This window comes from Bacillus tianshenii, assembly GCA_020524525.2.
Lineage (GTDB): Bacteria > Bacillota > Bacilli > Bacillales > Bacillaceae_N > Bacillus_AV.
This window is the reverse complement of sequence record CP129018.1, coordinates 1,339,781-1,359,091: the sequence shown is the minus strand read 5'-3', so window position 1 is coordinate 1,359,091 and position 19,311 is coordinate 1,339,781. Positions and strand designations below refer to the sequence as shown.

The following is a 19,311-nucleotide window of genomic DNA, read 5'->3' as shown; positions in this document are numbered from 1 at the left end:
TGACACCTATATTTACACATAATTAAACTATTGACAAGTGTTTTAAAGAAAATAGAATTCGACTGCTTTTTTTATAATGGAGGCTAGTAAAATGAGATACTTTGATTACGCAGCAACAACGCCGATGAGTGAACGTGCTTTGACCGCTTACCAGGAAGCGGCACGAAACTATTACGGAAATACGAGTAGCCTGCATGATATCGGTTCTTCAGCTCAGGAGATCCTTGAAAAATGCCGAGCAGTCCTTGCCTCTTTTTTGCAGGCAGAAGCCGAAGGGGTTTATTTTACAAGCGGAGGTTCTGAAGCAAATGCGCTTGTCATTCAGTCTGTCGTGTATGCGAGAAAACAACAGGGGCGGCACTTGATTACGACCGAAGTTGAACACGCATCTGTTCGAAATGTATTTCGTATGTTAGAACGTGAAGGGTTTGATGTCACTTATGTAAAACCTGACTTCGAAGGGAAAATTCAGGTTGAGGATATAAAAGAAGCGCTTCAAGATGATACGATTTTTGCATCCATTCAGCATGTAAACTCAGAAATAGGTACTATTCAAGATTTACAAGCAATTGGGAGTATTCTTCGGGAGAACAACGTCTTTTTCCATAGTGATTGTGTTCAGTCATTTGGAAAGCTTCCAATCGATGTTAAGGAGATGAACGTCGATGCTGTTTCATTATCAGGTCATAAAATATACGGGCCTAAAGGGGTAGGGGCCTGCTATATTAACCCTGCTCATAAGTGGGTTTCCCTTATACCTGGTACGACACATGAAAAAGGCTTTAAGCCTGGAACAGTAGATGTCCCCGGCATCGCTTCCTTCGTTACTGCATCAGAGGAGATAGTCGAAGAGATGGAAGAAGAAGCAAGACGCATGAATCGGTTACGCGAACGATTTCTTACTTTTCTTAAAGAAGCAGTTTCAGAGGTGGTGGTGGAAGGCAGTTATGAACATCAGCTTCCACACATTTGCGGCTTACGAATACACGGAATAGAAGGACAATACGTGATGCTTGAATGCAACAAACGAGGGGCTGCGGTTTCTACAGGTTCAGCGTGCAGCATCGGCAAAACGACACCGTCGCAAACCATGACCGCTACAGGAAAAAGCAAACAAGAAGCAAAGGAATTGTTCCGCATTTCATTTGGCAGACAAACAACAGACGCTGATGTTGACTTTCTCGTAAGTGCCTTGTTAGGTACAATCCGCCAATATACCGCATAAACAAAGGGGCTGAACAAGTGTCAGCCCCTTTACGTTTATTTCGTCATTGCATGTTCAACTTTAATGCAGCGATCCATAACGACGGTCATGCCGTTTTCTTTTAAATAATTGTACGCTTCTTCATTTTCAACACCAAGCTGTGCCCAGAAGACATCAGCGCCGACTTCAACGGCTTCTTTCGCGATTTCAGGTAAGAACTCACTGCGGCGAAAGACGTTGACGATATCAATGTGAACATCAATCTCCTTTAATGAATTCACGGCTTGAATACCTAATACCTTTTCCGCGTTCGGATTAACTGGAATAATTTCATATCCATTATCAAGCATCGCTTTTGAAACCATATAAGATGTTCTGTCTGGGTTGTCTGATAGACCAATAACCGCGATGCGCTTTTTCTCTTTTAATATTTTTCCGATCTCATCTCTTGTTGGATTTTCAATTGCCATGATTCTTCCTCCTTTCCCTTAATTGCGATTATATCGAAAAATTCACACATTTGGCTAATTTTACGCTTATTAGTCAATTAAGCCTTTGTCTTTCAAGAATTGTACGGCCACATCTTTCGGATTTTCCTTATCCATATCTACTTTCGCATTCATTTCTGACATTTCTTCTTCAGAAATTTTGCCTGCCAGCTCATTGACGACTTCCTCAAGCTTTGGATATTCATCTAACACTTCCTGACGAACAATCGGTGCTGCATAGTACGGTGGGAAGAAGTTTTTATCGTCTTTAAGTGTATGAAGATCGAAGCGGACAATGCGTCCATCCGTTGTAAATGCAGGGATGACGCCAACTTCACCATCATCAACTGCTTTGTACATAATGTTAGGGTCGAAGCTCTTTTCTTCTTTAAACTTAAAACCATAAGCCTCAACGAGAGCATCATAGCCATCTTCACGCTCATAAAATTGATGAGGAGCCCCAAATGACATGTTTTCAGAGTGCGGTACTAAATCAGAAAATGTTTTGGCTTTGTATTCTTCGTTTTTCTCTTTCGGATAAGCAAGTGCATAGCCGTTCTCAAATCCAAGCGGCTCAAGCCATTTAATGTTGTATTCCTCTTGATACCCTTCTTTTACACGGTTATAAATGTCTTCTGCTGTATCATCAGGGTTTGCTTTTTCTTTTAACACGGCTTCAAGCCCTGTACCTGTATATTCAACATACATATCAATGTCGCCTTTTTGGATAGCTGGTGTTAAAATCGATACTTCTCCAAGTCCTTCTTTAATTTGTACAGGGTAGTCTGTTTTTGCTTTTATGTATTCTGCGAGAATGTTTGGTAAGATATATTGCTCTGTCCACTTTTTACCTGAAATAATAATTGGATCTTTCCCATCTGCTGACTCACCACCGTCGTTTCCTCCGCAAGCTGTGAGAAGTAATGCGAGTGACGCAAATAAAATGAATAATTTCTTCAACTGCTTTCCTCCTATTCTTGTTTTAAACCTTTTGGTGTTGTTGCTTTTTCTAAGATTTTAAGGACAATATCAAAGCCAATTGCCAGTAATGCGGCTGGAATGGCCCCCGCTAGAACAAGTGAATTATTCCATGTGCTTAACCCGCGGTAAATCAAATCACCCAGTCCGCCTGCACCGACAAATGTTGCCAGTGTTGCTACGCCAATTGTCAGGACAGTGGAGGTTCGAACGCCTGCCATAATGACAGGGACGGATAATGGGAGCTCAATCATCCGCAAGATTTGGCTATTCGTCATCCCCATTCCTCTGCCGGCTTCAATCGCTGAATTATCGACACTTGTGATGCCTGTATATGTATTTCGTAAGATGGGCAGCAATGCATACATGGTGAGTGCAATCACTGCTGTCGTATTACCGATACCAAATACCGGAATCAAAAACCCGAAAAGGGCTAAGCTTGGAATGGTTTGAAAAATCGCTGTAATCCCGATAATCAATTCAGCCATCTTCCCAATTCTTGAAATGAAAATGCCAAGCGGAACAGAAATAAGAATCGCAATCACGATAGCTATAAAGGAAAGGATGAGGTGCTCTTGAAGACCTGTCAGGATGTCTGATTGTCTCGTTGAGATTGTTTCTAAAAACATAGTGAATGCATTTTGTTCCATTATGCTCCCCCCTTGTGTCGATGAAGATTGGCAATGCCATCTACGAAGCTTTTCATCGTCAATACGGCATAGTAGCCGTCATCGTTTACAACAGCAAGATAAGGATTGGTATGTGTCGATAAAGCAGTAGCAGCCTCTTGATAAGAGCTCTTTACATGCATCACTTTGACATTTTTCATCTGCTTTTCGGCAATTTGGTCTTGATATTGTTGGCATTGTTCTGCAGTAATAATGCCAACTGGGTGATTTTGTTCATCCACTACAACCAATGCTTCTGCATCATTCGCTTCAAACTGTGATTGAAGCGATGAAAGACGTTCATTTTCTTTCACAGCAGGCCATTTTACAACCATATTTGAGAGGTCTGCCTGCTGAAGCGGGTTTCCTTTGTCGCCAATAAACTCAGCAACAAAATCATCTTTAGGGTGGCGGACAATGTTTTGTGGTGTATCTAATTGAATAATTTCTCCGTCTTTCATAAGAGCCATGCGGTCGGCAATCTTTAACGCTTCATTCATATCGTGTGTAACAAAAACAATCGTCTTATGTATCGTATTTTGTAAGTGCAGCAGTTCATCCTGAAGTTGTTCCCTGCTAATCGGATCGAGTGCACTAAATGGCTCATCCATTAATATAACCGGTGGTTCTGCAGCAAGAGCCCGAACAACCCCAATCCGCTGTTGTTGGCCTCCGCTTAATTCGGCAGGATAACGGCCTTTATAGATATGCGGGTCTAAGCCAACAAGGTCAAGCAGTTCATCAACGCGTTTTTCATACTTTTGTTTAGGCCATTTCTTCAGCTTCGGTACAAGCGCTATGTTATCTTCAATGGTCATATGCGGAAGCAAGCCAATCCGTTGAATGACATAGCCGATATTCCGTCTTAATTCAACGGGATTTGTCTGACTGATATCTTGTTCATCGACGAATATTCTTCCTTCCGTCGGCTCGATTAAACGGTTAATCATTTTCATGGTTGTCGTTTTCCCGCAACCACTTGGACCGATTAAGGTGAGAAGTTCTCCTTTTGGAATTGTTAGGTTCATATTTTGGATTGCTAGTGTGCCGTCTTGATATTTTTTGGATACATTTTCAAATCGAATCATCGATTACCCTCTTTCTCTCTTTTCACAGTCCGCCTTCCTTCTCAATACCCAAAAAGCTGCTGTCAAAAACGTTTCGAGTGCTTCTGTTATTTTCTTTTTTTGCTTTGAATCCTCCTTTCCCTACGTATTCCTATCAAAATAAAAAGCTACCCTTTTTATAGGATAGCTTAAATTAGTTTAACATTGTACCAATGAAGGTGTTATTGATTTGCTTTAATCGGCTGCTTTTGTTTCAATGAGCTTTGCAAAGCCTCCCATGCGGATTGATTGGCAAAGTAGCGGCTCCAGCTCGCAACACCGGCTAGCTCGTAATCAAGTACAAGCTGACCGCGTTGTTTCAATGAATATGGATCTTCCATCCAAACTTTATAGGTCACATTTTCTTTCTGATTTACATATTCCGCATAGTTTTGGCCGCTTTTTTGGTCGGGTGACGGCGTAATTTGATTCTTTTTTAACCATTGTTGGATACCGTCCATGCTGTATGCCTCCGAGGAGACCTCGATATTCCCATTTTCCGTCGTTTGTTCTTTCCATAACCTTGTATACAGCGGGACACCTAAGATCACACGTTCATGCGGAACAACTTCAAGCAGTCGTTTTAAGTTGTTTTCAACCCATGGCAAGCTCGCAACACTGCCGGATACAGGAGAAGTGCCCCAGTGCTCATCATAGGCCATCACAACGATATAGTCGACGATGTTTGCTAATTTCTCGCGTTCATAAAACTTTGACCAATTTGCTGCTCCTGAAATAAAGGTAACATCCATCGAAACGACGAGCCCCGACTGATGCATACGAGCACTAAGCTCACGCATAAACTGTGTAACAAGAGGCCCGTCTTCAAGATTCACATTTTCAAAGTCAACATTCATTCCATCAAGCTGATAGGTTCGACTATATTCCAGAAGCTGACGAATGACTCGCTGCCTTTTTTCGAATGAAGATAACACTTCATGAGTCAATTCAGGGTTAAAGTCATTTGAAAACAGCGCCCAAAGATGGTAATTATTTTGCTTTGCCCACTTTGCATAAGCACTGGAAGCAATATTTGACACTGTACCGCTTTCATCACTTAAGGAAAACCAAGTCGGTGAAATGACGTTCACCCCAGGCATCGGTTCAATCTTGTTCGGGTCTGGATTTTTGGAATAGACAGCTTCCCATGTCATATTAATCGGCCACTCGAGCTTTGGAAGCGGCGCTTGCTCGGTTTCATTTTCAAATGTATACTCAGTAGGTTCTAATATGATAACAGCTTGCTTTGGTAAATAGCCTTGTGCCCCTGTTTCGGTACGGACATAATAGAAATTTTCTTTTTCACTTTGAACTGTAAGGGACGCACCGCTTTTTAATTCCACTTTATATGCCGAAGTTTTGGTAGGTTGTGACCGTATTCGGCGATTATGCTTGCTTTGTTCACTTTTAACCTTTGCAGGCAAGACGGTTTCTCTGTTTTGTTGAATGATAACTGCCCCAGTTTCTTCCTTATATAATGTCTTAAAACCATATAATGCTTCAAACGGTTTTACTGCAACGTAAACTTCGTTGTCCTTTGCTTTAACGACAGGCGCTTGAAGCGGAAATGGCTTTTCATTTAAATAGTATTCGAGTGCTTCATTTGGATATTGCAGCACTTTGTTTGCTGTGGTTGCAATCACGGAGCTGCTTATTGGATCATACGTGATGCTTTCATCAATATGTTTTTGCAAAAAAGTAAATGGGACGTACACATCTCCATTCTCCAGCACAGCTTCCTGCTCGTAACGACCTTTATCAAAAAGAATTGGATGTTCGGCTTCAAATACCGGCACTTGTTCTTTTGAAGGAAAAGGGTAGAGTAACAGGATAATAGTAACAGTGAAAAGGAACATTGAAAGTAGTGCGGCGTATAGTAGGTTCCGTCTTGGCGGACGTTTTCTGCGTTGTCTTTCCTCGATTGTCATCGTCTTCCCTCCCCCTAACATCGTAATCGAAACTGTAAAAAAAGGGAAGTGAAAACACGACTTTTTCTAAATTTTCACGATTATTGCGAAACCATTAACTCTGAATCTAAATGAAGGAAATTTGCTCCCCCGTCACGAAATATTCGTGATACAATGAAACGTGCACTTATCTGTTTACAGGAATTTAAATAAAAGGAGTTATGACGATGTTTACAACCGTGATACTTTTTATTTTAGCTTATTTAATCGGTTCGATCCCTTCTGGCTTAATTGTTGGAAAGGTTGGCTATGGGATTGATATCCGTGAACATGGCAGCGGAAATTTAGGAGGAACGAACACATTCCGTACACTCGGTGTAAAAGCCGGGATGATTGTCACGATTGCTGATATTCTAAAAGGGACACTTGCTGCAAGCCTGCCATTCTGGTTTGGGAGCGATATCCATCCACTTCTTGCCGGGATCACGGCCGTTATCGGTCATATGTTTCCGATTTTTGCAAATTTCAGAGGTGGAAAAGCGGTCGCGACATCTGGAGGCGTACTGCTGTTTTACAGCCCTATTTTGTTTCTCATTCTCTTAATCAGCTTCTTTATTTCACTTAAAATAACGAAATATGTGTCCTTATCCTCGATGATTTCGGGAATATTTGGACTTGCTTACAGTATTTATCTTCTTGATCTTCCGCTCATTATTGTAGTGGCGGTTCTTGAAACGTTTGTTGTCTATCGTCATCGTGCTAATATTAAACGGATTATAAACAAGACCGAACCGAAAATAAAATGGATGTAAAGGCGTATCACAATCAAATTTGCATTTCCCTCACACGTTTTGTATAGTGAAAGTAAGAATAAAAGAATAGCAGAACCACAAGGGGAGCCCTTTCGGCTGAGAGTGAACTTAACGTTCAGACCCTTACAACCTGTTAGTTAATGCTAGCGTAGGGATGTGGCTTCTGATGGAGACGAAAGCAATACAGGTCCATCATGCCACCTGTGTTGCTTTTTTATGTGAAAAGCGTTCTCGGCTTTTTACGTAAGAAACCTTCACTGCATCCTTAGGTTGTTAAGCCATCCTTTGGTTCTAGCAACAAGGAGGATTTTACCTATGATAAAAAAACGTCCACTCGTCTTTTTTATTGAAATTGCCATTCTATCAGCAGCAGCTTTTGTGCTTGAGCTGTTCTCGTTTCGATTATGGCCGCAAGGAGGAAGCATCACCCTCTCTATGATTCCTGTTTTCTTAATTGCGTTCCGCTGGGGAGTTGTCGGCGGACTGCTGTCAGGTTTTATTCTCGGACTATTAAATCTTATGAATGGTGCTTTCATCGCAACACCTGTTCAAGCATTCTTAGATTATATTGCTGCATTTACACTGCTTGGAACAGCGGGCATCTTTGCAAAACAGGTTGGCCAAAAGCTGAAAGAAGATAAAAAGAAAACAGCAGCCGTTTACGTTTCGCTCGGTGTTTTCATCGCAAGCTTCTTAAGGTTTATGTGTCACTATACAGCGGGTGTTGTGTTCTTTGGTGAATATGCCCCTGAAGGAACACCTGTATGGTTATATTCTCTTCTTTATAACGGAACATTTATGCTTCCAATCTTTATTATTGGAGCAGTTGTTATAAATGGATTACTGCTTACATCACCACAGTTATTTAAACGAACAAAAACAACACAAAGTCTCCAATACTAAAAAGCAACCTCACGCGAAAGAAAATCGCGTGAGGTTTTTCTTGTTTTTTCCACACCTCTCCAAAAAAATGACCTCTCAGATTCCTTTTAAAACTGTTTTTCTCTTGCGATGAATGGTATTAGACCTGCAAACGAAAAATTCTTTTACAATTAATATATGAAACTCTCATAGGATTCCACCTTTTTCTTTCTTATTGCTCGTCATTTTTTGCAAGATGATTTATAATAGTTCTGTGAAACATATATTTCACGGAACGTAGAGAGGTGATTTTGTGTCAATTTTTGCTAATTTGGGTCAGAATAATAAACAGGATGGCATTGAAGCCGTCGACATCCCTTTACATATTCAAACACAATATCGTTACATAAATGATATGCCTTCTTTTATTCAAACATACTTAATGAGCAGAATTTCGCTCAGCTATTCGGTCAACACCATTCAACGTTATATTTACGATTTGAAATTCTTTTTTTGACTTTGTCGTGAAGCAGACGGGTGCTTCGATCAGGACAAGCGACATTTCATTAGAAGACTTTATTGAAATCGATGCTTCTGGGATTGAAAGCTATGCCTCCTACCTTGCAATTGAAGCTAAAAATGGTGCAAAAACAATTCATCGTAAACTCTCAGTCTTAAAATCGCTATTCGATTATTTAAAACAAAAAAAAGGTCGTGACGATCAATCCTGTTGAAACCGTTGAACGGCCAAAGGTAAAGCGACGAGACCCGATCTATTTAACACGTCCAGAGCTTGAGCAGTTCTTAGAAGTTGTCACATCTCAAGTGCAATTGACAAAACGAGGACAAAAATATCACAAGGTGCTTCAAGCACGAGATGCGGCGATTATTTTATTAATGGGGCTGACAGGAATGCGGATATCTGAAGTGTGTGCGATAACGGTGCAGGATATTTCGTGGTCTGAGAAAGAAGTTACAGTATTAGGGAAAGGGAATAAATATCGAACGATCCCTTTTAATGATAAAATTCAGCAAACATTAGAAAATTACTTAAACAGCTTACCTCATGAAAACAGGCCGACTGCACTTGAAGACGCTTTGTTTATCGGCTATGATTTTCGTACACAAACCTATACGAAAAATATTTCAATTAGTACCGTTCAAAAAATGCTCAGCCGCCATATTGAACGGGCGAAACAACAATGCCCTTTCTTGCAGCATAAAAAAATAACGCCACATAAGCTTCGCCACAGCTTTGCAACTGAACTGGCGAGGCAAGGCGTTGATATTCTTACAATTCAAAGCTTGCTCGGTCATGAATCGGTGGCGACAACCCAAATCTATGCCCATGTTCAGAAAGAATCAAAACGAAAAGCGGTTTCCCTCCTTTAAAACATGCTGTTCCCTCTTAATATAAGTGGGAACAGCATTTGTAAGTTAACATAATGTTATTATCGTAAATTTAATCCACTTGTTAATCCGCCATCAACAGGAAGCAAAGTTCCTGTAACGTAGGACGCGAGATCGGAGGCAAAGAAAAGAACAGCATCTGCGATATTTTCAGGCTGACCGACCTTGCCGAGCGGTACCTTTTTCGTTAGCTTTTGCTTTCCCTTATCATCCATTGATTGAAATAATGGTGTGTCAATCGGACCTGGTGCCACTGCATTTACATTAATAGATGGTGCTAATTCAAGTGCTGCCGTATTCGACATGCTGACAATTCCGGCTTTTGATGCAGAATAATTCGCTTGACCGAAATTCCCGAGATGGGAGACAGATGAGATATTAATGATTCTTCCATACTCGTTCTCTAGCATATGGGGTGCTACATGCTTCATCATGGAGAAAGAACCTTTTAAGTTCACATTCAATACTTGGTCCCACTCTTCCCCGCTCATCTGAATCAATCGCTTATCACGAAAAATCCCTGCATTGTTCACTAATATATGAATATTTTCGTGCTCTTCTTTTACTTCTTTCACAGCTTGTTCGATTTCTTCTTCATTCGCGACATTTACTTTCTTTTGGAGCGGGTCAGTGCTGTCTGCATGAACATCAAATGAAATAACGACGGCTCCTGCCTCTGTCAGCCGATTTGCAATTGCTTTTCCGATACCGTTCGCCCCTCCTGTAACAATTGCTGTTTGTCCTTGAAGGTTAATCATGACTGTAACTTCCTTTCTAGCGGTTTAATGTAATATTTTCTTTTACTCGGTCCCATGCGTTATCATTTCCTTGCTTACGTAATTGGAACTTTTGCGTGCGCTGTGTTGCGGTTTTCGGAAGTTCTGAGATGATTTCAACATATCTTGGCACCATATAATAGGCCATTTCCGTCTCACAGAAACGAATAAATGATTCATAATCCAGCTCTTTCCCATCCTGCAGTACGAGAAAGACTTTCACATCCTCTTCTCCTAAGTCTGATGGGACGCCGACTGCCGCTGATTCTGTAATAAAGGGGTGTTTATTGACAGCGCGCTCAATTTCGAAGGATGAAATATTTTCACCGCGGTAGCGGATGCAGTCTTTTATGCGGTCTTTAAAGTAAAAATAGCCATCGTTATCTACGCAACCGCGGTCACCTGTATGAAACCAGCCGGCTTGAACGGTCTCTGCCGTCTTTTCAGGCATTTTGTAATATTCTTGGAACATCGTGTGCCCGATTGTTTCCTTAACAACTATTTCTCCATTTTCATTTGGCGGTAACTGCTTTCCGCCTTCTCCTACTACCTTTACCTCAACATGGTCCATTGGTGTTCCGATTGAACCGACTCGAATCGCATCAAGTGGATTACAGAGTGCAATTGCTCCTGTTTCAGTTAAGCCATAGCCTTCGACAATCGTTAAATCAAAACGCTTCTCGAACTGTTCCCAAATTTCTTTCGGGCAGGCTGCACCGAACACTTTTTTGACTGAGTTATTGGCTTCATGCTCAGTTGGTTCGTTTTTCATTAAAATCGTCATCATCGAACCAATATAGTTAAAAACAGTCGGCTCATAGCGCTGAATATCCTTCCAAAAACGACTGGCACTAAACTTTCGCGACAATGCAAGCGGAATTCCGGCAACAAGCGCCCCCATGACAGAGAATTGCTGGGCATTCGCATGAAATAGCGGTAAGCACGTATACAGCTTATCTTCCTTCGTCAGATTCATCATTCGTTCTTGAAAAAGCCAGCCTGTATGAACATAGGAATAGTGCGGAATGACAACGCCCTTCGGCAGTCCTGTTGTACCAGATGTATAAATAATCGCCATTGGGTGACTTTTATCAATTGATGCGCTAATATCTTCAAACTGTTTGCTTTCACCGGCCACTTTTTGCATCATCTCTCCTATTGAAGATGTACGTACTGCAAGAGCATGCTCTGTTTTCAATCGAACGTGCTCTTCTTCAAATTCTTCATCCATTATTAACAATTCAGAATCCGAATGCTGCAGGATATAAGCAAGCCCTTCTCCTTTAATATTTGTATTAATCGGAACCATCACGGCGCCAAGCTTTGCTAAACCAAACCATAATGCTAAATAATCAGGACTGTTTTTCATCATAAACGCCACATGCTGTCCTTTTTGAACACCGAGGCTTTTAAACGCGTTTGCAGCTTGATTTGCATAATCGTCCATTTCTTTAAACGTATAGGTTAGATCTTCAAACTGTAAAAACAACTCAGAGGGTATGTCTTTCGCATTTTCCCTTAACAGTTGAGGAATATTTTCTACTCGTTTCATCATCGTTACACCCCTTTTTAAAAGATTCGGTCTATTCACTTGGCACTTTGATAATAATCGCTTCACCTTGGGCCAGCCCCCCGCAAATACTTGCTGCCCCGTAGCCCCCACCGTTGCGACGTAATTCATGAATAAGTGTTAAAAGTATTCTCGCACCGCTTGCGCCGACCGGATGTCCCATCGCAATTGACCCGCCGTTTACATTTGTTTTTGAACGAATTTCTTCAATTTTTTCTTTATTCTTCTCACCTAAAAGAATTGTACTGACAAGCGGAACAGCTGCAAATGCTTCATTAATTTCGAATAAAGACAAATCATCAACTGTTAAGTCTGCTTTTTCGAGTGCCTTTTGAATCGCTAGTGCTGGCACAGTCGCAATATCGCGAGGATTTGTGGCAACGCTTGCTGTACTAATAATTTCTGCTAAGATCGGCTGGTTGTTTTGCTTGGCTGTCTCAGCATCCATTAACATTAATCCAACCGCACCATCATTAAGACCCGGCGCGTTTCCCGGCGTGACAGTCGAACTTCCAAGCACTGTTTTCAAAGAAGCAAGCTTTTCATAAGTCGTTTCTGGTCTTGGAAATTCATCTTCCTTACATGTGTAGACATTGTTTTTTCGGTCTGTTTTCGTTATTTCCATTACTTCATCGCTAAATTTCCCGCCTTCATTTGCCTGTTTCCACCGCTGTTGACTTCGGTACGCCCATTTATCCTGTTCTTCCCGTGATACACCATACTCCAAAGCTACATCTGCTGCATCAATCGACACGAGATTATAATCCATATAACGAATACCATTTAACGGGTCGCGTATATTCACATCTCCAAGACGGTTTCCCCAACGGAGCGGCCGAATCATCATTGGTGTTCGACTCATCACCTCTGCACCACCGGCTATACTAATCGCTGCATCTCCCCGCATAATGGTATGAGCACTTTGTGAAACAGCAGACATCCCTGAACAGCATGCCTTATCAATTGTCATAGAATTTGTCTCAGGGGGTAAGCCTGCTTTTAACAACGCTTGCCGTGCAATAACTGGAGCGACGACTTCCTCAGCTTCAGCCTGCGTACACACACCCCAATTCACATTAGAAATTTTATCTGATAATCCTTCAGAGCGTTTCAATAATTCCTTCATTACAATTGAGCTTAGTTCTACCGTTGAAAAATCTTTGAAAAAGCCTCCAAACTTCCCAAACGGTGTTCGAATACCACCTGTAAGTACTGCGGTCTTTGTCATTTTTTACTCCTCCATTTAATGAGACTACAGTTTCAGACTATAGTCTTTTTCTGTGTAAAAAAATAAGCTTATGAATAAAACATAATCGCTACAATCAATGCAGGCACTGCTGCAATCGTTGGTCCCAGTACAGTTGTAAAGAAAATATGCTTATATGCCTGACGGTGTGTTAAGCCTGCAATCGCAAGAGCTGTAATAACAGCACCGTTATGTGGCAGGGCATCAAGTCCACCGCTCGCAATGGCTGCGATCCGATGAATTGCTTCTGGTGCGATTCCTAATTGGATATATTTATCTGCGAGTACTTCCATCGCAATTCCAAGGCCACCTGAAGCAGAACCGGTCACACCTGCTAGTAGTGATGTTGCCGAATAGAGGGAAATCAACGGGCTTCCTGGAATTTGTGCAAGACCTTCTGATAGAACTGCAAACCCTGCGGTAGCGGCGATAACAGTCCCATACCCGACATCTGCACTTGTATTAACAATAGGGATAACCGTGTTTAATGCTCCTTGATTTAAGGTATGTGTTTTATTATCAAGGTACTTCCAGAAAATAAACATGGATAAAACAACAGAAAGCATAAGCGTATATACAATATCAAGCTTAATAATATTTAACGTAACAAGAAGGAAAAGCGGTGGAATAATACTAAGCCAAAACGGTGGGAGTTCTCTTAACTCCTCTGTTTGTTCTTCCTCTTCTCCTCGAGTTACATAGCCTTCATTATTATCACGTGATTTTTTCAACGCTCGATTTAAGTAATAGATGTTAAAGATAATAATAGAAATTGTCGCTGCAATTCCAACCATCGGAGCGGCTGTTGGTGTTGTATCAAAATATTGAGTTGGAATGATATTTTGAATCGCCGGCGTACCTGGAAGCATCGTCATTGTAAAGGTTGCCACCCCAAAGAAAAAAGCTCCCATAAAAATATGCCATGGAATATTTAACTCCTTAAACAATGGCCGTGCAATCGGTAAGATTGCGAAGATAACGACAAAGACACTAATGCCGCCATATGTCAGCAGTGCACTTATTAACACAACAGCAAGAATGACATTTAATTGCTTCTTTTTCCCGATAACCTTTAGAATTGATTCCGCTATCGAACGGGCTGCACCGCTGTCCTCCATGAATTTCCCAAACATAGAAGCAAACAGAAAGATTAAATAAAACTTACCCGCAAAGCCGATAAACCCTTTCATGTATGATTCCTGCAAGGTTTCTAAAATCGGCATATCTGTCAGCACGATTACAAATAAGCTTGCAACCGGCGCAAGGATAATAATGCTGATTCCTCTTAGTGCAAAAATAATTAACAATGCCAATGACAAGATAATGACGCCTACTTGTAAAATTTCCATCAATCCACTCCTCTACTGTTTTAGAAACCGCTTTCAAATCTCTGCTTTTCATATGAACAGAAAGCATAAATTTGGTAAGATAAATAAATACATTCATCTTACCATCTTTTCATAGACTGAAGTCACAAACTATAGTCTGTAGTATAATAGTAAAAGGTACTCAAGGATAATGTCAAGAATTTTTTGAATATTTAAATGAAGGTGATATCATTGAAATCATTAACGCCAAGGCAAGTAAAGGCCCAACAAACAAAGAAAAAAATACTAGACACAGCCTTACATTTGTTTAGTGAAAAAGGGTTCAACAAAGTTACAGTTGATGAAATTGTTGCAGCTACAAATACATCAAAAGGAGCATTTTACAACCATTTCAAATCAAAGCATGAAATTTTTATTGAAAAATTTAAAGAAATTGATGACTTTTATTTAGCCTTTGAAGCGGAACTTTCTCCTGGGATAACAGCAGAAGAAAAATTACTACAGCTCGTCCATGCTCAAATGAATTACCTGCGCGACTACCTCGGTAAAGATCTTGTGCGGACAATTTATATGAATGCAATCCAGCCGAACAATGATCGTTATATAGCCCAAGAAAGTCGGCCTCTTTATCGAATAGTGGAATCATTTTTTGCAGAAGGAATTGAAAATGAAGAGTTTAGCACCAAACATTCGTCTGTTTTTATGACACGCCTCTTTACTAGGTGCTTGCGTGGTACTCTTTATGATTGGTGTTTGTACGAAGAGAAATACGAATTAGTAAATGAAGCCACCCTGCTTATTGAAACACTATTAGAAGGGTTTAAAAGAAAATAACGTTTATTTGTTCTTCTCCATATGTGTGGAGGAGAAGAAGAAGTTTACATAATATTATTATAGTAACTCTAAAATGGATAGCACTTTCCCCTATCCATTTTAGAAATAATTATATTTACCTTTCTGTTTCAGCGAGAACCTCAAGATTTTCTCTAATCGGCTTATAAATTTGATTCCATATTTTAATTGCTGTTTCATTTGCTGCAATGTCATAGGCAATCTTTTCATTGGAGGCAAGCGCTGTTTCTTTTAATAAACTCATTTCACTGAGGTAAAGGCTTTTCGTGGAGTTTAATTCCTGAGTTGTAAATGTGAGTACTTTATTTTCAAAGGTTAGCTCCATGTTGACAGTAGCTCGAGCTACATGCTTCTCACCCCAAAATTCGTCCGGGTCTTGCTCATCATCCAGGTAACCGTAAATATAGACGTCCATCTCTTGCAAGTCTTCCCACTTGTACGTTTTTTCTGGTGTGAAAATTCCATTTATCGTTAACCCTTCTTCATCAGCATACTCATAGACACCAAACAAAAGGATATTTGGCAGTAGAAAAAATAACAATAAATAATTTAATAGATGAACAAGCAATCGTTTGCGCTCTTTTTTATACACATAAATGATAAAGTTAATCAATATCCAAATGCCTAAACTGCACATACCTGCAGTTAAATATAGAAAAAGCTCTGAATCCTTCTGCTTGAAAAAAACAGGATTTTCGATCTCATAGATTGTCATTTTCAACTCTTTCAGCCATACATTAAGTTCAATTGCCATGACTATTGATACCATTAATACACTTAATAGTACTAGGAGCCAAAATAAATAAAAAAAGAATTTCTTCCATCCTTTAGGTTGTGAAATCATCATTTCATAATTGGCATACATATGATATGCCCATTTTAAAGAAACACCGATCATCACAAAAACATATATACCGAAAACCACTTGAATAATAGGCAATATTTCTCCCCCCCTTTTTTTAGTAAATATTGCTTTCGTGCTTTTGCTGAACTTCCTTTTCTAATTTTCTAAAGGAGGATTCCGTAAGACCGATTAAATATTGGATAAGTTCTTGTTTTGATTCAGTTACTACTTGTTCTCGTTGTTCTTTGCGTTTATTAAAATACGTCTTAGCTTGCTCACTTAATTTGCCACTGGCATATAAATATTCAATTGAAGCATCGATGTTTAAGCTTTCACGCCAACTTTTTTCATACCAATCTTTTTCATAGTGATTAATCCATTTCATACGGTCAACTTGAACAGCCTGCAGCTCTACTGAAGCATTCTGTTTCCATTCCTTCCATTTCTTTGCTATTTCTTTCGCTTGAATTAACTCATTTTTTAGTTGGGTTTGATTTCGAACATTTACATACAGCCCTTCTGATGCTTCTGCGATTGCTTTTAATTCCTTTTGCCCTTCTATGTTTACATCAAAACCAATAACGTTTAACAAAGGTTTGATAGGAGAACTTTTTAGCTTCTTGGCTGTGTGGACGGGATTACCGCCACAAGTTTCAATTCCGTCACTTACAAGGTAAATAAGGTTTGTATGCTTATCAGATTCGTAATTTTCTAAGTCTTTTTGGGCGAGGACTAATGATTTATCAATGGCAGACCAGCCCGTCGGTGAAACCTCTTCAAGAGCTTGATTGAGCTGTATCTCGTTGTACGTTTGCATCGGATAAATGATATCGCTTCGGCTGCATGACTCTTCCTTATCTGATTTTTTATTACTTCCTTTATGCCCATATACTCGTAGTGCTACTCTTGCTTCATTTGGAAGACTTTGTGCAAATTCTTTAATAGCTTGTTTGGCTAATTCCATTTTTGTTTGTTCACCGATCTTGCCCGCCATGCTGCCGCTCGCATCTAGAATTATTTCAACATTTAAATTTTGCTTAAATGCAAATCGACTATCTTCAATATCAGGGTTGCCAAATGAAGCAACCTTCCAACGGCTGATAACCAATTCAGGACTGTAATAATCCTCTACAAATAGGGAACTTAAATGGGACCAATATTCATCAAACAATTCATTTCCTTGCCCAGATAATACTGGAAAATTATCGAGTGCCTGTATCACTTCTGCTTGGTTTTGTTCTGATGTCCGATAAAATAAACTTCCTGAGAATGGACCTGGTTCAGTAGCAATTAATTGTTCAGTAGATAATGTTTCTTCCAATTGCTCACTTTCATTATCTGTAGTTTGCGAGCTGGAGCACCCAGCTGCTCCAAGTAACCCAAGCAGGCACATTAAAAACAGCACGATGGATTTTATATTTTTCACCATGTTTAACCAACCCCAAATAACAAGCAAAATTTAATTGATTTCATGCTTTTGATCGATCCAATAATAAACATTATCAACAAAATCAATTTCTCTGCTTTTTCCTATTTGAAAGACTTGTTCTTCAAAATGAGGTATAACACCCTCTTCATCTTTAATTGTCTCATACCGTACAGATGTTTTTACTTCGACTCTTTCCTTTGCAAACATATCAATTGTTGTTCCTGCTGGGGTTGCACCATTGTCTGTAATAATTCGGTTAACAGTACCTTTCATTTCACTGCTAGCTGACTGTAGCCCTGCAAGAATGAAAGATTGCAGCTTTACGTTACTAGACAGTTCAACAGTTAATATGTCATCAATAGCCGCATAACGAATTTCATTTTTAGACCAATTTGGATGCATCCCTTTTAACTGTTGTTCTTTCAGGCTAATATCCGGACCGATCGGAACATACGGGTCCAACGGGTTAAGAATCGCGTATAGGTCATAGTCTTTGATCGCTTCTTCCGTTTTGTCATAGATTAACTTTGTTGCCGCAAGACTCGCTTGGTCAGCGCTATTTGAAGCTTGCTGTTTATCAATGAAAACTTTGGCGAAATTGAGAAGTACGAAAAACACAATGATCATAAGCAAAAAGAAAACACTTAGCACAAAAATTGTCACATTTCCTTTTTCATTTCTGATTGAATTAGTCATTAGCGGATCACTCTACTTTGGATTTCTTCTTCAAACGAAACAAACTGTCTATTAGCCGGAAGATTGTTTTTAATAATTCCCGGTAAAAAGACAAGTGCAAGCTTAACTTCTATTTCGACATCAAAATACCCCTCTGAATCTGGTGAAGAAATAGTGCTTCCTTCGTAAGAAAGAATATGATCGTTTGCTTGAATTACTTTTTCAGCAGCTGCTTGTGCTTTCCCAGCATCTTCGGTAATTGCATATACTTTTGCTGCCTCGTTAACAGCTGATTTTGTTGCGACAACTGCATATGCCCCAACAAGAAACTGCCAACAAATTAGCAACAACAGAAAAATCAATGGCAGAACGGCCATAAATTCAACAGTCATCGACCCTTTCTCATCTTGTATACGTTTCATTTCTATGCGCCTTCCTTTTCGATTGGATGATTAAGAAACGTCTCTTCTGCCCAGTTTCGAGTGTATACTGCAAACGTAACGGCTATTAATGGAAAGACGATTATAAAAAGCAACAATTGCGTAATAAAGACAGCATTATATTTAGAAGTTAATGCCATTACGCCATACAATCCTGCCATGCTAATCAACCATTCAATAAAACCCGTTAAAAGTATAAGCCCAAGCAATGGGAAAAAGTATTTCTTTCCTAATGAAAAAGCATTGTTCCAACATTTCCAGGCCGGTTCATTTTTAAATGCCACAATACAAGGTGTAATGTAGAAAAATACAAACACGATCATACCTGGAATGATGAATAGATACATGCCTACTACCACACTTATCATGTAGAAGAATCCAAATAGAAAAACTGAGAACCCATAACGAAAGAAGGTGTAATAGGCAGAACGAAGACGGTTCTCCTCTCCTTCAAAATCGCTTTGTACAAACCGTGCAAAAGGAAGCTGCGCTATATAAAGAAACCAAACAATAAACGCCACGTTATACGTTGCTGAAATAAGAGGCATATTTGAAATGCTCGCGTAAAAATAAATATGGTTCATTGCCGTGCTATACAACAACAAAAAAGGAAGGACGAGTGTTACGGAAAGTAATAATAAGGACTCTATATTCCGTGAATAGAATCGCACACTTGTTATGAACGGATGCATGATTTTCCCTCCCTCAATAAAGTTT

19 protein-coding genes and 1 riboswitch are annotated in these 19,311 nt (G+C 39.9%); of the genes, 5 read left to right on the top strand and 14 right to left on the bottom strand.

Annotation, left to right across the window (positions count from 1 at the left end; genetic code table 11):
- Nucleotides 1-91: 91 nt before the first annotated feature.
- Nucleotides 92-1,225, top strand: a complete 1,134-nt coding sequence (locus tag LC040_06880) for an IscS subfamily cysteine desulfurase (GenBank protein ID WLR52611.1) — start codon at nucleotides 92-94, stop codon at nucleotides 1,223-1,225.
- Nucleotides 1,226-1,260: 35 nt separating this feature from the next.
- On the opposite strand, the gene LC040_06875 is transcribed toward LC040_06880, so the two are convergent.
- From LC040_06875 to LC040_06855, 5 genes are all read right to left on the bottom strand, one after another.
- Nucleotides 1,261-1,674, bottom strand: coding sequence for a CoA-binding protein (locus LC040_06875; GenBank protein WLR52610.1), 414 nt, complete (start codon nucleotides 1,672-1,674; stop codon nucleotides 1,261-1,263).
- 69 nt (nucleotides 1,675-1,743) lie between these two features.
- Complete coding sequence (locus tag LC040_06870) at nucleotides 1,744-2,652, bottom strand: glycine betaine ABC transporter substrate-binding protein (protein WLR52609.1); 909 nt, start codon at nucleotides 2,650-2,652, stop codon at nucleotides 1,744-1,746.
- An 11-nt stretch (nucleotides 2,653-2,663) separates the two neighbouring features.
- Nucleotides 2,664-3,299, bottom strand: coding sequence for an ABC transporter permease (locus tag LC040_06865; GenBank protein WLR53219.1), 636 nt, complete (start codon nucleotides 3,297-3,299; stop codon nucleotides 2,664-2,666).
- Between the two features lie 20 nt (nucleotides 3,300-3,319).
- Complete coding sequence (locus LC040_06860; GenBank protein ID WLR52608.1) at nucleotides 3,320-4,426, bottom strand: betaine/proline/choline family ABC transporter ATP-binding protein; 1,107 nt, start codon at nucleotides 4,424-4,426, stop codon at nucleotides 3,320-3,322.
- 200 nt (nucleotides 4,427-4,626) lie between these two features.
- The gene (locus tag LC040_06855; GenBank protein ID WLR52607.1) at nucleotides 4,627-6,372 is read right to left on the bottom strand and encodes a glycosyl hydrolase family 18 protein; all 1,746 of its coding nucleotides are present in this window, start codon (nucleotides 6,370-6,372) and stop codon (nucleotides 4,627-4,629) included.
- Between the two features lie 206 nt (nucleotides 6,373-6,578).
- Here LC040_06855 and plsY point away from each other — a divergent pair, with 206 nt between their 5' ends.
- The 3 genes from plsY to LC040_06840 all read left to right on the top strand — a co-directional run bounded on the left by plsY (nucleotide 6,579) and on the right by LC040_06840 (nucleotide 9,416).
- Complete coding sequence (gene plsY / locus LC040_06850; protein WLR52606.1) at nucleotides 6,579-7,163, top strand: glycerol-3-phosphate 1-O-acyltransferase PlsY; 585 nt, start codon at nucleotides 6,579-6,581, stop codon at nucleotides 7,161-7,163.
- A 70-nt stretch (nucleotides 7,164-7,233) separates the two neighbouring features.
- Nucleotides 7,234-7,335: riboswitch (TPP riboswitch) on the top strand.
- A 143-nt stretch (nucleotides 7,336-7,478) separates the two neighbouring features.
- Complete coding sequence (gene thiT / locus LC040_06845) at nucleotides 7,479-8,066, top strand: energy-coupled thiamine transporter ThiT (GenBank protein WLR52605.1); 588 nt, start codon at nucleotides 7,479-7,481, stop codon at nucleotides 8,064-8,066.
- A 672-nt stretch (nucleotides 8,067-8,738) separates the two neighbouring features.
- Entirely contained in the window at nucleotides 8,739-9,416 is a 678-nt protein-coding gene (locus tag LC040_06840) for a tyrosine-type recombinase/integrase (GenBank protein WLR52604.1), read from the top strand.
- Nucleotides 9,417-9,475: 59 nt separating this feature from the next.
- Here LC040_06840 and LC040_06835 read toward each other — a convergent pair whose 3' ends face one another.
- From LC040_06835 to LC040_06820, 4 genes are all read right to left on the bottom strand, one after another.
- Nucleotides 9,476-10,192: an SDR family NAD(P)-dependent oxidoreductase gene (locus LC040_06835; GenBank protein WLR52603.1), complete on the bottom strand. Its 717-nt coding sequence runs from the start codon at nucleotides 10,190-10,192 to the stop codon at nucleotides 9,476-9,478.
- Nucleotides 10,193-10,208: 16 nt separating this feature from the next.
- Entirely contained in the window at nucleotides 10,209-11,765 is a 1,557-nt protein-coding gene (locus LC040_06830) for an ATP-dependent acyl-CoA ligase (GenBank protein ID WLR52602.1), read from the bottom strand.
- A 28-nt stretch (nucleotides 11,766-11,793) separates the two neighbouring features.
- Complete coding sequence (locus tag LC040_06825; protein ID WLR52601.1) at nucleotides 11,794-13,008, bottom strand: thiolase family protein; 1,215 nt, start codon at nucleotides 13,006-13,008, stop codon at nucleotides 11,794-11,796.
- Nucleotides 13,009-13,076: 68 nt separating this feature from the next.
- Nucleotides 13,077-14,375: a GntP family permease gene (locus LC040_06820; protein ID WLR52600.1), complete on the bottom strand. Its 1,299-nt coding sequence runs from the start codon at nucleotides 14,373-14,375 to the stop codon at nucleotides 13,077-13,079.
- Between the two features lie 210 nt (nucleotides 14,376-14,585).
- Between LC040_06820 and LC040_06815 the strand changes: the two genes are divergently transcribed.
- Nucleotides 14,586-15,188: a TetR/AcrR family transcriptional regulator gene (locus LC040_06815; protein WLR52599.1), complete on the top strand. Its 603-nt coding sequence runs from the start codon at nucleotides 14,586-14,588 to the stop codon at nucleotides 15,186-15,188.
- Nucleotides 15,189-15,303: 115 nt separating this feature from the next.
- Here LC040_06815 and LC040_06810 read toward each other — a convergent pair whose 3' ends face one another.
- Genes LC040_06810 through LC040_06790 form a run of 5 tightly spaced genes read right to left on the bottom strand, consistent with a single transcriptional unit; the run spans nucleotide 15,304 to nucleotide 19,286 of the window.
- Nucleotides 15,304-16,146: a hypothetical protein gene (locus LC040_06810; protein ID WLR52598.1), complete on the bottom strand. Its 843-nt coding sequence runs from the start codon at nucleotides 16,144-16,146 to the stop codon at nucleotides 15,304-15,306.
- Between the two features lie 19 nt (nucleotides 16,147-16,165).
- Nucleotides 16,166-17,479, bottom strand: coding sequence for a VWA domain-containing protein (locus tag LC040_06805; GenBank protein WLR52597.1), 1,314 nt, complete (start codon nucleotides 17,477-17,479; stop codon nucleotides 16,166-16,168).
- Nucleotides 17,480-17,509: 30 nt separating this feature from the next.
- Nucleotides 17,510-18,175, bottom strand: a complete 666-nt coding sequence (locus tag LC040_06800) for a Tad domain-containing protein (protein WLR52596.1) — start codon at nucleotides 18,173-18,175, stop codon at nucleotides 17,510-17,512.
- Nucleotides 18,175-18,576, bottom strand: a complete 402-nt coding sequence (locus LC040_06795; GenBank protein ID WLR52595.1) for a TadE/TadG family type IV pilus assembly protein — start codon at nucleotides 18,574-18,576, stop codon at nucleotides 18,175-18,177. Before LC040_06795 ends, LC040_06800 begins: the two co-directional genes overlap by 1 nt.
- A 2-nt stretch (nucleotides 18,577-18,578) precedes the next feature.
- A complete protein-coding gene (locus tag LC040_06790; GenBank protein WLR52594.1) occupies nucleotides 18,579-19,286 on the bottom strand; it encodes a hypothetical protein in 708 nt (235 codons plus the stop codon).
- Nucleotides 19,287-19,311: the final 25 nt, after the last annotated feature.